Here is a 13,224-nt window from a genome sequence, read left to right on the forward strand (position 1 = left end):
ATGAAATGCCGCGGCGCGGATGCTATGGCGATCGTGCCGTCCGGCCCCGCGACGGGCCGACACCGCGAGAGACCTACGCGCCGCCATGCCCGACACCGCCATGCCCGACACCGCCATGCCCGACACCGCCTCGCCCGGCATCGTCGCCGAACTCCTCGCGATCCTCGACCTCGAACGGCTGGAGACCGACCTGTTCCGCGGGGTGAGCCCGCGCGACGGCTGGAAGCGGGTGTTCGGCGGGCAGGTGGTCGGGCAGGCGCTGGTCGCCGCGACCCGCACGGTGCCGGGCACCCGCCCGCCCCACTCGCTCCACGCCTACTTCCTGCTCGGCGGCGACCCGGGCGTGCCGATCGTCTACGAGGTCGAGCGCATCCGCGACGGGCGCAGCTTCACCACGCGCCGGGTCAAGGCGATCCAGCACGGCCGCGCCATCTTCGCGATGACCGCCTCCTACCAGGAGAACGAGGCCGGCCACGCGCACCACGTGGCGATGCCCGACGCGCCCGCCCCCGAGACGCTGCCCGACATGAAGGACCTGCTCGCCGGGGGTGTGCCGGGCATCCCCGACGCGATCGCCGGCTATTTCGGCCGGCCGCGGCCGATCGAGCTGAAGCCGGTCGACCTGCGGCGCTACCGCGAAGGCGGGCCGCAGGCGCCGCTCTGCAACATCTGGCTGCGGGCGGCCTCGGCGCTGCCCGACGACCCCGCGATCCATCACGCGGTGCTCGCCTACGCCTCCGACATGACGCTGCTCGACGCCGCGCTGATCGCCCACGGGCGCTCGGTGTTCGACCCCGACATCCAGTCGGCGAGCCTCGACCACGCCCTGTGGTTCCACCGCCCGTTCCGGGCCGACGGCTGGCTGCTCTACGCCCAGGACAGCCCGAGTTCCGCCGGCGCCCGGGGCTTCGCCCGCGGCCAGATCTTCGCGCGCGACGGCACCCTGGTGGCGTCGGTGGCGCAGGAGGGCCTGATCCGGCCGCGGACCGCCTAGTTTCGCGCCGCACATACCGCAAGCGCGCTCGCTCAACGATATTTCGCACAATAAGAAGGCATTCAGCGTGCGATATAGGCAAGAATCATATGAATTCTGCATATTCTCGTGCTGGCTCCCGGTCAAAACCTGAGCAGGGCGCGCTCCGGCCGAAAGGTTCCCGAAAAGCGTGACGCTGGCATAGTCCTTGTATGGCGGGCGGGCCAACGTGGGATCGTTCCGACCCCCGCGACCATCCCGGACCGGGGCGCCGCGCCGAGCATCGGTGCCGGCAGACGGTTTCCAACGGACAACAGGGGGCGCCGCCCATGAAAATCGTGATGGCCATCATCAAGCCGTTCAAGCTGGAGGAGGTGCGCGACGCCCTGACCGGCATCGGCGTGCACGGCCTGACGGTGACCGAAGTCAAGGGCTACGGCCGGCAGAAGGGCCATACCGAGATCTACCGCGGCGCCGAGTACGCCGTGAGCTTCCTGCCCAAGCTGAAGATCGAGGTCGCGGTCGCCGCCGACCTCACCAGCACCGTCATCGACGCCATCGCCGGCGCGGCCCGCACCGGCCAGATCGGCGACGGCAAGATCTTCGTGATGCCGCTTGAGAAGGCCGTCCGCATCCGCACCGGCGAGACCGACGCCGACGCGCTCTAGGCTGTCGCCAGCGCCGGCACGACCCGTCAACCACCCCCAACCCCCACACCCTCGCATCGTGACCGGGAGTCTCGTGTCCATGAAACTTCGCAACGCCCTGGCGCTCGGATTGGGAGGAGCGGCCCTGGCCCTCGTCCTCGTCGAGCCGTCCCTCGCGCAGTCGCCCACGCCGGAGGCGGCCTCCGCGCCCGCGCCCGCCGCCCTCCTGCCCAACAAGGGCGACACCGCCTGGATGCTGGTCTCCTCGATCCTCGTGCTGATGATGACCGTGCCGGGCCTGGCGCTGTTCTACGGCGGCCTGGTGCGCACGAAGAACATGCTCTCGGTGCTGACGCAGGTCTTCGGCATCGCCGCGATCGTCTGCCTGCTGTGGGTGTTCTACGGCTACAGCCTCGCCTTCACCAACGGCGGCGGCCTCAACGACTTCGTCGGCGGCTTCTCGAAGGCGTTCCTCAAGGGCGTCGACCCGACCTCGGTGGCCGCGACCTTCTCCAACGGCGTCGTCATCCCCGAATACGCCTACATCTGCTTCCAGATGACGTTCGCGATGATCACGCCCGCCCTCATCGTCGGCGCGTTCGCCGAGCGGATGAAGTTCTCGGCGCTCGTGGTGTTCACGATCCTCTGGGTGACGCTGATTTACTTCCCGATGGCGCACATGGTCTGGTACTGGGGCGGCCCGGATGCGGTCGGCAACGCCGCCAAGGCGCTCGCCGCGGCCACCGACGACGCGGCCAAGAAGACCGCGCAGGACGCGCTCGACGCCGTCAACGCCGACGCGGGCTTCCTGTTCAAGAAGGGCGCGCTGGACTTTGCCGGCGGCACGGTGGTGCACATCAACGCAGGGATCGCCGGCTTCGTCGGCTGCCTGATGCTCGGCAAGCGCATCGGCTACGGCCGCGACCTGCTCGCCCCGCACTCGCTGACCATGACGATGATCGGCGCCTCGCTGCTCTGGGTCGGCTGGTTCGGCTTCAACGCCGGCTCCAACCTCGAGTCGAACGGCACCACCGCGCTGGTGATGATCAACACCTTCGTCGCCACCGCGGCGGCGGCCGTGTCCTGGCTGTTCGTCGAATGGGCGGTCAAGGGCAAGCCGTCGCTGCTCGGCATGGTCTCGGGCGCCATCGCCGGCCTCGTGGCCGTCACGCCCGCCTCGGGCTTTGCCGGCCCGATGGGCTCGATCGTGCTCGGCCTCGTCGCGGGCGGGGCCTGCTTCATCATGTGCTCCACGGTGAAGAACGCGATCGGCTACGACGACTCGCTCGACGTGTTCGGCGTGCACTGCATCGGCGGCATCATCGGGGCGCTCGCCACCGGCATCCTGGTCGATCCCAAGCTCGGCGGCGTCGGCATCCCCGACTACTCGACCAAGCCCGGCGAGATGGTGCTCGGCGCCTACGACATGATGAGCCAGCTCATCGTCCAGGCCGAGGCCGTCGGCCTCACGCTGCTGTGGTCGGGCCTCGGCTCGGCGATCCTGTACAAGCTGGTCGACGTGACCATCGGCCTGCGGGTGACCCAGGACGAGGAGCGCGAGGGCCTCGACATCGCCGACCACGGCGAGCGCGCCTACAACTACTGATCGCCAGCAGGTCCTGTGGAGCGAAGGACAGCCCCGGCGCGCCGCGCCGGGGCTTTTCCTTGGGCAGACCGCTCCGCGCCCACCCGGCCCGAAATGAACCCGATTCGCCGCGGCGGCGACCGCCGGTCGCCGAATCGTTAAGATCGATTCACGATGCGTCGGGCAAGCGCCCGGGGCGGCTGCGAAACTGTGGTGCGACGGCAACAAGCCTTCGCCATACGGCGCACGGAACCGTGATTGCCTAGAGAATAGGCAGATGCCTGAAAGTTCTTTTTGCGAGGGACAGGAACTTTCGCCACCGTGGTCGCACAAGAAACAAAGGGCTCGAAATCCATGACCTTGAAGCTGTTCCTGCAGGGCGCCACGGCGTCTCTCGCCGTTCTGCTCTGTGCCGGGCAGGTGTCCGCCGCCGACCTCGCGGCCAAGCCGGCGCCGGCGCCGGTTCCGGAATCCTGCAAGGTCGCGATCACCTTCCCGGCCTATGGCGGCGTCATCAAGCAGAACCCCAACCCCTCCTGCTTCACCATCGCCGGCATCGGTGAGATCTACGTCGGCGGCGCGGTCACCGGCTACGCCTACACCCAGACCAACCCGTTCCCCGCCGCCTTCGCCCCCCCCGGCGTGCCCCCGGACCGGAGCGCGCGGGTCGATTTCTCGAACATCCAGGGCTTCATCCAGAAGGCCGACGGCCCGTTCCAGTTCTACATGCAGGTCGGTGGCTACTCGATCCCGTCCCTGGGCCTGCCCATCTACAGCGCCTTCGACCAGACCGACCTGCTCTTCGGCGCCGTGCCGGTGGTGTTCGGCAAGTACGTGATCAACGAGGAGTTCTCGATCCAGGGCGGCCGCATGCCGACGCTGATCGGCTCGGAGGCGATCTTCACCTTCCAGAATCTGAACATCTCCCGCGGCTTGGTGTTCAACCAGGAGAACTTCATCAACCACGGCGTGCAGATCAACTACGCCAGCGGGCCGTGGTCGGTGTCGCTGGCCGGGACCGACGGGTTCTTTTCCGGCGAGCTCAACTGGATCACCGGCGCCATCACCTACAAGATCGACGACGCCAACACGGTCGGGGTCAACGGCGGCACCAGCGTCTCGCGCTTCAACTCGTTCAACCGCAGCCTGCGCTTCCAGTACGCCACGCCCGCCGCGCTGCAGAACAGCAGCATCGTCAGCCTGAACTACACCTACGCGGCCGGCCCGTGGATCGTGACGCCCTACGTCCAGTTCACCAACGTCGATCCCGACGCGGTGCTCGGCTTCATCGGCGGCGCACAGACCTACGGCGGCGCGCTCCTGGCGAGCTACGCCTTCACCGACAACTTCGCGCTCGCCGGCCGCTTCGAGTACATCGCCCAGAGCGGCAATCGCTTCAACCCGACCTCCAACGTCTCTCTGCTCTACGGCCAGGGCAGCGAGGCGGTCTCGTTCACGGTCACGCCGACCTTCACCTTCGGTCAGTACTTCGTGCGCGGCGAGTACTCGCGCGTCGAGGCCTACAACATCACCCGCGGCAACGTCGCCTTCGGCACCCTCGGCACCGGCTTCGGCCGCACCGGGAACCGGACCTCGCAGGACCGCTACATGGTCGAGACCGGCATCACCTTCTGAGCCTTCCGCCCCGGGACACCGGGGCGGACCGGGGACCTTCGAGAGGCGGCGGCGCAACGGGCGCCGCCGCCTTTTTTCGTCGGCCGATCCTCGCCGGTCCGCGTCCTCGCCGATCCGCCCCAGCAGGGGGCCGAAAAACTGCCGATCACCCCTTCCTGCAGGGGGGAGGGAAAGTGGCGCCCTACGCGGCCCGCGCGAGCGTGGCCTTCTCCTGCGCGAACGCCCAGTCGAGCCAGGGCGTCAGGGCTTCGAGGTCGGCCCGCTCCACCGTGCCGCCGCACCAGATGCGCAGGCCCGGCGGCGCGTCGCGGTAGGCGCCGATGTCGAGCGCCACGCCCTCGCGCGCCAGCGTCTCGACGATGCCCGTGGCGACGCGTGCCACCATCGCGTCGCCTGCGGCGAGCACGTCCGCGTCGGCGATCACGAGGCAGACGCCGGTATTGGAATAGGTCGCCGGGTCGACGGCGAGGTTGGCGATCCACGGGGTGCGCGCGACCCAGTCGTGGATCACGCGCGCGTTGGCGTCGGCGCGCGCGTGCAGCGCGTCGAGGCCGCCCTGCGATTGCGCCCACCGCAGCGTGTCGAGGTAGTCCTCGACCGCGAGCATGGAGGGGGTGTTGATGGTCTCGCCGGAGAATATCCCCTCGATGAGCCTGCCCCCCTTGGTCAGCCGGAACACCTTCGGCAGCGGCCACGGGGGCACGTGGCTCTCCAGGCGGGCGACCGCGCGGGGGCTGAGCACCAGCATGCCGTGCGCGGCCTCGCCGCCCATCACCTTCTGCCAGGAGAAGGTCACGACATCGAGCTTTGGCCAGTCGAGCGGTTGCGCGAAGGCGGCAGACGTCGCGTCGCAGATCGTCAGCCCCTCGCGGTCGGCCGCGATCCAGTCGCCGTCCGGCACCCGCACGCCGGCGGCGGTGCCGTTCCAGGTGAAGACCACGTCGTTGCGCCGCGTGTCGATCGCCGACAGGTCCGGCAGCGTACCGTAGGGCGCGTGGTGGATGCGCGGATCGATCCTGAGCTGCCTCAGGGTGTCCGTGACCCATTCGAGGCCGAACGCCTCCCAGGCCGCGACCTCGACGGTCCTGGGGCCCAGCATCGTCCACATCGCCATCTCGACGGCGCCGGTGTCGGAGGCCGGGACGATGCCGATGCGGTACTCGGCCGGCACGCGCAAGGTCTCGCGCGTCAGGTCGATCGCCTGGCGGAGCTTGGCCTTGCCGGCGGCCGAGCGGTGCGAGCGCCCGAGGGCCGCACCGGAGAGGGCATCCAGGGTCCAGCCGGGGCGCTTGGCGCAGGGGCCGGACGAGAAATGCGGGCTGCGGGGGCGCGTGGCGGGGCGGGTCGTCATGTGATCCATCCTTGCAGATGGGCGCGCCGCGTCGGGGAGGCGTGTCCCGCCGCCGGGGATGCGCCGAACGTCGGCGTCGCGCAAGTCGGCGTCGCTCACGGATCGAACAGCCAGAGGCCCGGTCTATGGCTGCGATAGCCGCAATCGCATTCCGTTTCCGTGCCGCCTCCGGCAGATTGTCCTCACCGAACGGCGCCGCACGGAGCGCCCGGCAACAGGAAAAAGGATCAAGACCATGAACGTGCTCAAGAAGCTCGCTGCCGTCACCGTCGCGGCCGCCCTGCTCACCGGCGTCGCCAGCCAGGCCCAGGCCATGAAGATCTGGGTCAAGAACGACACCAAGAACGCCCTCTGGATCACCGTCTACCTCTACAACGGCCACAATGGAAAGGAAGGGTACTACTGCGTCCTGCCGGGCGATACCAGGGAGGATTACCGCTGGAAATACGGCAACCAGGGCGGCGGGGTCTACGTGCGGGCCGAGGTGAAGGAGTCGGACACGAGCTGCGGCAACCACAAGAACATCGGCGACGTCACCACCGGCTACATGACGGTCAGCGAATCGGACCGCTCGATGGCCATCTTCTCCTCCTCGTGGAAGGGCAACAGGTCGCCGGGCATCGACACCAGCCGTTATCACTGAGCGTAGCATGAGGCGCGGGCGAGGCCGGACGGCGTCGCCCGCGCCGGCCCGCCCCGTTGCATCGCGGACCAGGACTCAGGCGCGGCCGACACCCCTCGTACCGAGCCTGAGCATCGCTCCGCGAAGTGTCCCGCGGTTCGCGGTTGAAAACGACTCGGCAACGAGGAGATCGAAGCAGGCTTTGGTGGGCGAAGTCACGAAAGCCTGCTCAGCAAGCGCGCGCCGGCGTCGCGCGTCCCGGATGGCGCTGCGTCAACGCCGCTCGATCTCCCGGATCGGCGCCGTGCCCTCCGGGCTCTCCGGCCCGATCAGGTCCGGCCGGCGCTCGCGGGTGATCCGCTCGGACTCCGCCCGGCGCCAGCGCGCGATGGCGCCGTGGTCGCCGCCGGTGAGCACGTCCGGGATCGCCCGGCCCTCCCAGTCGCGCGGCCGGGTGTAGTGCGGGTATTCGAGGCGCGCGCCCTCGAAGCTCTCCGCGTCCCCGGATTCCGCCCGGCCCATCACGCCGGGCAGGAGCCGCACGCAGGCGTCGATCAGGACGAGCGCCGCGACCTCGCCGCCCGAGAGCACGTAGTCGCCGACCGAGACCTCCTCCAGGGCCCGGCCCGCGATCACCCGCTCGTCGACGCCCTCGAACCGGCCGCAGACGATCACCGCGCCCGGGCCGGCGCTCAAGGCGCGCACCCGCGCCTGCGTCAGCGGTCGTCCGCGGGGCGACATCAGCAGGCGGGGGCGCGGGTCGTCGGCGGCCGCCGCGGCGTCGATCGCGGCGGCGAGCACGTCGCAGCGCAGCACCATCCCGGCGCCGCCCCCGGCCGGGTTGTCGTCGACGCTGCGGTGGCGGCCGAGGCCGTGCTCGCGGATGTCGCGGGCCTCGCACACCCAGTCGCCGCGGGCGAGCGCGCTGCCCGAGAGCGCGTGCCCGAGCGGCCCGGGGAACATCCCGGGATGGAGCGTCAGGATCGTGGCCCGCCACGGGGCCGCGTTCGTCGTCGCGCGCGTCATGCCGCTTGATGGCGCCCGGGCGCCTGCGCGGTCAACGCCGCGGCACCGCCGGGCCGGCTCGTGCGTTGCGGTTGCGATGACCGGACCACGCCTCGCTCCCCTCGCCCTCGCCCTCCTCGCCCTCACGGGCCTCGCGCGGGCCGCCGAGCCGCTCGGGCCCCCGGGCGAGCCCGCAAAGAGCTTCCCGAAGCCTGACCGGCCGGTGGCGGAGATCGTGGCGGCGCAATGGGCGCTGGAGCGGGAGCGCGAGAAGGCCGACGAGTTCGGGCAGGTGGCGCGGCTGATGGGCTTCAAGGCCGGCGAGACCGTGGCCGACATCGGCGCCGGCAGCGGCTACTACGTGACCCGGCTGAGTCCGCTCCTTGGGCCGCAGGGCCGGGTGCTCGGCGAGGACGTGACGCCGCGCTACCTCGCCGACCTCGAAGGTCGCGTGCGCAAGGCGGGGCTCGGAAACGTCACGGTGGTCCGCGGCGAGCCGCACGACCCGCGCCTCGCGCCGGCGTCCGTCGATGCCGCGATCCTCGTGCACATGTACCACGAGATCACCCAGCCCTACGGCCTGCTGCACAACCTCGCCGCCGCGATGAAGCCCGGCGGCCGGGTCGGCATCGTCGATGCCGACGACATCCCCTCGCGCCACGGCACGCCGCCCAAGCTGCTGCGCTGCGAACTGTCGGCTGCGGGCTACCGCGAGACGGGCTTCTCGGTGCTCGACGGCGGGGTCGGCTACCTCGCGATCTTCGCGGCGCCGGCACCCGGCGCGCGGCCCGAACCGGCGACGATCAGGCCGTGCAGGGACGAGGCGACCCGCGCCGCGCCGCGATAGGGCCGCCGTCACGGGTGCTCCGCCGCCCTCACGAGCGCCAGCGCAGCTCCCGCGTCTCCAGGGGGTTTTCGAACGGCCGGCCGGCGCGCGCCGCCTCCAGCGCCTCGCGCTTCAGGCGGAAGTACCATTGCGAGGGCAGGTCGCCCTGGCCGAACAGCACCATGGTAGGTTTGCGGTCGAGGCCGGCTTGCGCGTGCTGGAGCACCTGCTGGTCCTGGGTCAGGAACTGGCGCATCAGCGGACGGGCCACGGGCTTGAGCAGGTTGAGGCCGGCGATGTTCCAGTAGAGCGCGTTGGTGAGCATCGTGCGGTCGGCGGTCAGCGGCGTCGCGAAAGTGTAGTTCGCGACGCGTTTTTCGCCCGCCGCGATCCGCTCCAGGCGGACGCCGGGCAGGCGGAACTCGATCTCGACCTCGGGCGTCCCGCCGAGCACGCGGTAGACCGGCGACGCGGTCGCCGTGGCGTGGCTCGACATGACGAAGCCGTGCGCCACCGGCCGGAAGGTCTTGCGCTTCTCGCGCAACGCCTTCGACGGCCGGAACCACCAGGAATCGTGGACGAAGGCGACGTGGCCGGGATCGACGAGGCTCAGCGTCGTCAGGTCGAACGAGGCCTCGACCACGAGTTCCACCACCAGCGACCCGACGGGGGTGAAGTCGAGGTCCGGCAGGGCCGCCGGCTCGCCCGGGGGGCCGAGATGCGGGTTGACCCAGACGAAGCCGGCGCTCTCGGCGACCGGAAACCGCTGGACGGCGATCTTCGAGAAGTCGGCCGCGTCGTGCTCGGACAGGGTCGGAATGTCGCGGCAGCGCCCGTCGGTGGAGAAGCGCCAGCCGTGGAACGGGCAGGTCAGCGCGGCGCCGTCGAAGCCGCCGCGCGACAGGGCCATGCCGCGGTGCGGGCAGCGGTCGCGCAGCGCGAACAGGGCGCCGGCGGCGTCCCGGCCGAGGACGATCTGCTCGCCGTTCAGTTCCACCGCCCGCAGGACGTTCCCGGCGAAGGCGCTTGCCTGCCCGACGCAGTACCACGCATCCGGCAGCGGCCGGCGCATCGCGTCGGGATCGAGGGCCTCGTCGGCGGCCGGGTCGTGCAGCGCCGCGATCCGAGAATCCGCGATCGGAGCGGCGGCGAGCGGAGAGGCGGACATGGGCGTTCGCGCAAGCTTCGGGGGCGCCGTCATACGCCGCGTCGCCGGGTGGGGGAAGCCGCGGACGGCGCCCCTCCTCTCCCGACCCTCGCGTGAGCCGAGGGCCGCCCTGCCCCGCAGAGGGGGAGAGGGACGACGCTGCGGCAGCGGCGAGACAACGCAGGCAAGGGGCTTCACAGAGCCGGTCCCGCCGCCTAATCCTGGTGTCCCAGCAACGAACGAAAGGAGGTGATCCAGTGTCTCATTGTCATCAGCCGCTGTCTTCGGCTTACCGGACCTGGACCGTCGCCTCCGGTGCCGCCCTCTAGGGGCACCTGAGCGTCCCACGCGGGACAGTTCCGGCCGGACCGCGGTTCGGCAATGGAAGGGCCGCCCTCACCGGGCGGCCCTTCGGCGTTTCGGGACCCGTCGCAGGCTGGCGCGCCGGCCGCGGAGCGCCCGCAGGTGCGAAGCGACGCCTTATCGCTTCTGGAAGAGCGGCTGGGCGAGCGCCTCGGTGCGGGCGCGCCAAAGGTCGCGCTCCTCGCGCATCGCGTCGCGCTCCTCGCGGATCTGATCGCGCTCGGCGCGGAAGTGTTCGCGCTCGGCCCGGATCTCCTGGAGCGCGTCCATCTCGACCTGGACGTGGCTGCGGAGCTCCCGGATCTCCTGGGCGAGCAGGGTCTGCAACTCGCCGTGGCGCTCGGACTCGATCCGGAGCTTGGCCTTCAGCATAAGGTTCTCGGCCATCAGCTCGGACACGTCGTCGGCCTCCGGGTCGAGGCGCGCCGTCTCCGCCGGCTGCTGCACGAGGCGCGGCGCCCAGCCGGGTTCCGCGGCGCGCTGCGGCCGGGTCTCCGCCGGGGCGGCCGGCGCATGCGCCTTCATCGCGGCGAGCCAGTCGCGCAGGGGGCCCGGGGCCGGGCGTCCGCCGGCTTCGTAGGGCGAAAGGTTGCGGGCGGGGTCCGACATCGGCGTGTCCTCAGCGATCGAGGCCGAGTGAGCCGGAATAGGCTTAACGATCGGTAAAGGTTAACGCCGTCCCGGCGTCCGATCGCGGGAATGTTTTCGCCGACCCTACGGCGGGGGAGCCCGCCGGGCCCCCGCGCCGCGCCGGCGCTCAGCCTCCTCGCGATCGACGTTCTGCTCGGCCTCGTCGAAGGTGTAGCCTTCGAGCCAGTCCGCGCTCTCCTGGGAGCCGGCCGGATAGGGGTCGGCCGAGAGCGGCGCGCCCTGCGTCTTGGCGGCCTTGCCCGCTTCCATGATCGTGGCCGAGACGAATGCCATGTGTCCGCGCTCCTGTGATGCCCGCCCCCGCGAAGTGGGGAGGCGAGGACGAAAAGGCGAGGCGGCAGGGCAATCGGGTGAAACCCGATTGTCATCCTTCCGGGCGCGAGGAGCGCCTCGAAGCCGCAACAGCGGCTTCAAGCGATCGCCCTGGGGCGAGGCGGGCCGCGAAATTGACTTTTCGGGCCGGGCCCCGTATCGCCCGCTCCACATCCGACGCATCCCGTCGATTCCGAAAGCCGACCGGTCCCCGAGGCCGGAGGTCAACGCCCGACAGCGCGTCCGCGCCCTCGGGCGTGCTCGGCGTTGGCGATGGCGCGTCCTCCGAAGACCATCGATTCACACCATGAGCCCAGCCCCCGTCCCCCTGCGCATCGAGGATGCCGTGAACGAGACCTGCCCGTGGTCGGGCCGGCCGATCGCTGCGGATTCGCTCACCCTCTACAACGGCGCCGTGGTCGGCTTCTGCGAGCCCGACTGCCGGGACAGGTTCGCGCGCGCGCTCAGCGCCTTCGAGGACGCGCTCCAGGCACGGCGCGCGGCGTCCGCCGGCCTGAACCAGTAGCCGCGATGTTCGAGGGCCTCTCCGACCGCCTGTCCGGCATCCTCTCGGGCCTCACTCGCCGCGGCGCCCTGACCGAGGCCGACGTCACCGCCGCGATGCGCGAGGTGCGCCGCGCGCTGCTCGAGGCCGACGTGGCGCTCGAGGTGGTGCGCGGCTTCACCGATGCGGTGCGCGACAAGGCCGTCGGCGCGGTCGTCCTGAAGTCGGTCACCCCCGGCCAGATGGTCGTGAAGATCGTCAACGACGAGCTCGTGGCGATGCTCGGCACCGAGGCGGGGGTGATCGACCTCAACGCCCCGGCCCCCGTGCCGATCCTGATGGTCGGCCTGCAGGGCTCGGGCAAGACCACGACGACCGCCAAGATCGCCCGCCGCCTCTCCGATCGCGACAAGCGCAAGGTGCTGCTCGCCTCGCTCGACACCCGGCGGCCGGCGGCGATGGAGCAGTTGGCGATCCTGGCGGGTCAAGTCGGCGTCGAATGCCTGCCGATCGTCGCCGGCCAGTCGGCGGTGCAGATCGCGCGGCGCGCCATGGATGCCGCAAGGCTCGGCGGCTTCGACGTGGTGATGCTCGACACCGCCGGCCGCACCACGGTGGACGAGGCGCTGATGGCCGAGGCCGCCGAGGTGAAGGCGGTCACGAAGCCCCACGAGGTGCTGCTGGTGGCCGATGCGCTCACCGGCCAGGACGCGGTCAACACCGCGCGCGCCTTCGACCAGCGGCTCGGCGTCACCGGCATCGTGCTGACCCGCATGGACGGCGATTCCCGCGGCGGTGCGGCCTTGTCGATGCGCGCGGTGACGGGCAAGCCGATCAAGCTCGTCGGCACCGGCGAGAAGGTCGATGCGCTGGAGGAGTTCCACCCCGCGCGCGTGGCCAACCGCATCCTCGGCATGGGCGACATCGTCTCGCTCGTGGAGAAAGCCGCCGAGACCATCGACCACGAGCAGGCGCTCCGCACCGCGGAGAAGATGCGCAAGGGCAAGTTCGACCTCGACGACTTGGCCGTGCAGCTTGCCCAGATGGAGAAGATGGGCGGGATCGGTGGCGTGATGGGCCTGCTGCCCGGCATGGGCGCGATGAAGAAGCAGGTCGAGGGCGCCAAGCTCGACGAAACCATGTTCAAGCGCCAGCGCGCGATCATCTCCTCGATGACGGCTTCCGAGCGCAAGAACCCCGATATCCTCAAGAACAGCCGCAAGAAGCGCATCGCGGCGGGCTCCGGGACCAAGGTCGAGGAGCTGAACAAGCTTTTGAAGATGCACCGGACCATGGCCGACATGATGAAGGCGATGGGCTCAGGGAAACGCGGCATCGGGCAGGCGCTCGGCTCGATGTTCGGGCTCAGCGGCGGCATGCCGGGCGGGATGGGCGCCGGGATGCCCGGCCTGCCGCCGGGGATGCCCGAGCCGACGCCGGAACAGATCGCGCAGATCGAGAAGCAGATGGGCGGCAAGCTGCCGCCGATGTCGCCGGGCTTCGGCGGCGGCGGAAAGATGCCGAGCCTTCCGGGCTTGGGCGGACCGAAGGGGCCGGGCCTGCCGGGGCTCGGCGGTTTCCCGTTCGGAAAGAAGAAGTGAC

13 protein-coding genes are annotated in these 13,224 nt (G+C 70.6%); 8 read left to right on the forward strand and 5 right to left on the reverse strand.

What is annotated here, in order from left to right; genetic code table 11:
* Positions 1-85 precede the first annotated feature (85 nt).
* The 4 genes from ACFE86_RS16485 to ACFE86_RS16500 all read left to right on the forward strand — a co-directional run bounded on the left by ACFE86_RS16485 (position 86) and on the right by ACFE86_RS16500 (position 4,840).
* Positions 86-994 carry an acyl-CoA thioesterase gene (locus ACFE86_RS16485; RefSeq protein WP_375456412.1) on the forward strand — a complete coding sequence of 303 codons (909 nt, stop codon included), beginning with the start codon at positions 86-88 and terminating at the stop codon, positions 992-994.
* A gap of 308 nt (positions 995-1,302) precedes the next feature.
* On the forward strand, positions 1,303-1,641 hold the full coding sequence (locus ACFE86_RS16490; protein ID WP_147728184.1) for a P-II family nitrogen regulator: 339 nt from the start codon (positions 1,303-1,305) through the stop codon (positions 1,639-1,641).
* Positions 1,642-1,720: 79 nt separating this feature from the next.
* Positions 1,721-3,226 carry an ammonium transporter gene (locus ACFE86_RS16495; protein ID WP_375456413.1) on the forward strand — a complete coding sequence of 502 codons (1,506 nt, stop codon included), beginning with the start codon at positions 1,721-1,723 and terminating at the stop codon, positions 3,224-3,226.
* 333 nt (positions 3,227-3,559) lie between these two features.
* The gene (locus ACFE86_RS16500; RefSeq protein ID WP_375456414.1) at positions 3,560-4,840 is read left to right on the forward strand and encodes a porin; all 1,281 of its coding nucleotides are present in this window, start codon (positions 3,560-3,562) and stop codon (positions 4,838-4,840) included.
* Positions 4,841-5,021: 181 nt separating this feature from the next.
* Here the strand turns inward: ACFE86_RS16500 and ACFE86_RS16505 are convergent, their stop codons facing one another.
* Complete coding sequence (locus tag ACFE86_RS16505) at positions 5,022-6,191, reverse strand: phosphoserine transaminase (RefSeq protein WP_375456415.1); 1,170 nt, start codon at positions 6,189-6,191, stop codon at positions 5,022-5,024.
* A 235-nt stretch (positions 6,192-6,426) separates the two neighbouring features.
* Here ACFE86_RS16505 and ACFE86_RS16510 point away from each other — a divergent pair, with 235 nt between their 5' ends.
* Positions 6,427-6,834 carry a hypothetical protein gene (locus tag ACFE86_RS16510; protein ID WP_375456416.1) on the forward strand — a complete coding sequence of 136 codons (408 nt, stop codon included), beginning with the start codon at positions 6,427-6,429 and terminating at the stop codon, positions 6,832-6,834.
* Between the two features lie 252 nt (positions 6,835-7,086).
* Here ACFE86_RS16510 and trmD read toward each other — a convergent pair whose 3' ends face one another.
* A complete protein-coding gene (gene trmD, locus ACFE86_RS16515) occupies positions 7,087-7,839 on the reverse strand; it encodes a tRNA (guanosine(37)-N1)-methyltransferase TrmD (protein WP_375456417.1) in 753 nt (250 codons plus the stop codon).
* A gap of 76 nt (positions 7,840-7,915) precedes the next feature.
* Between trmD and ACFE86_RS16520 the strand changes: the two genes are divergently transcribed.
* Complete coding sequence (locus ACFE86_RS16520; RefSeq protein WP_375456418.1) at positions 7,916-8,665, forward strand: class I SAM-dependent methyltransferase; 750 nt, start codon at positions 7,916-7,918, stop codon at positions 8,663-8,665.
* Positions 8,666-8,693: 28 nt separating this feature from the next.
* On the opposite strand, the gene ACFE86_RS16525 is transcribed toward ACFE86_RS16520, so the two are convergent.
* The 3 genes from ACFE86_RS16525 to ACFE86_RS16535 all read right to left on the reverse strand — a co-directional run bounded on the left by ACFE86_RS16525 (position 8,694) and on the right by ACFE86_RS16535 (position 11,078).
* Complete coding sequence (locus tag ACFE86_RS16525) at positions 8,694-9,716, reverse strand: aromatic ring-hydroxylating dioxygenase subunit alpha (RefSeq protein ID WP_375456423.1); 1,023 nt, start codon at positions 9,714-9,716, stop codon at positions 8,694-8,696.
* 555 nt (positions 9,717-10,271) lie between these two features.
* Complete coding sequence (locus ACFE86_RS16530) at positions 10,272-10,763, reverse strand: ATPase (protein WP_375456419.1); 492 nt, start codon at positions 10,761-10,763, stop codon at positions 10,272-10,274.
* Between the two features lie 105 nt (positions 10,764-10,868).
* On the reverse strand, positions 10,869-11,078 hold the full coding sequence (locus ACFE86_RS16535) for a hypothetical protein (protein WP_375456420.1): 210 nt from the start codon (positions 11,076-11,078) through the stop codon (positions 10,869-10,871).
* Positions 11,079-11,424: 346 nt separating this feature from the next.
* On the opposite strand from ACFE86_RS16535, the gene ACFE86_RS16540 reads away from it, so the two are divergent.
* Positions 11,425-11,643 carry a glutathione S-transferase gene (locus ACFE86_RS16540; protein ID WP_375456421.1) on the forward strand — a complete coding sequence of 73 codons (219 nt, stop codon included), beginning with the start codon at positions 11,425-11,427 and terminating at the stop codon, positions 11,641-11,643.
* A 5-nt stretch (positions 11,644-11,648) separates the two neighbouring features.
* Positions 11,649-13,223: a signal recognition particle protein gene (gene ffh / locus ACFE86_RS16545; RefSeq protein ID WP_375456422.1), complete on the forward strand. Its 1,575-nt coding sequence runs from the start codon at positions 11,649-11,651 to the stop codon at positions 13,221-13,223.
* Position 13,224 lies beyond the last annotated feature (1 nt).

It is taken from the genome of uncultured Methylobacterium sp., from assembly GCF_964244095.1.
In the GTDB taxonomy this organism is placed as follows: domain Bacteria; phylum Pseudomonadota; class Alphaproteobacteria; order Rhizobiales; family Beijerinckiaceae; genus Methylobacterium.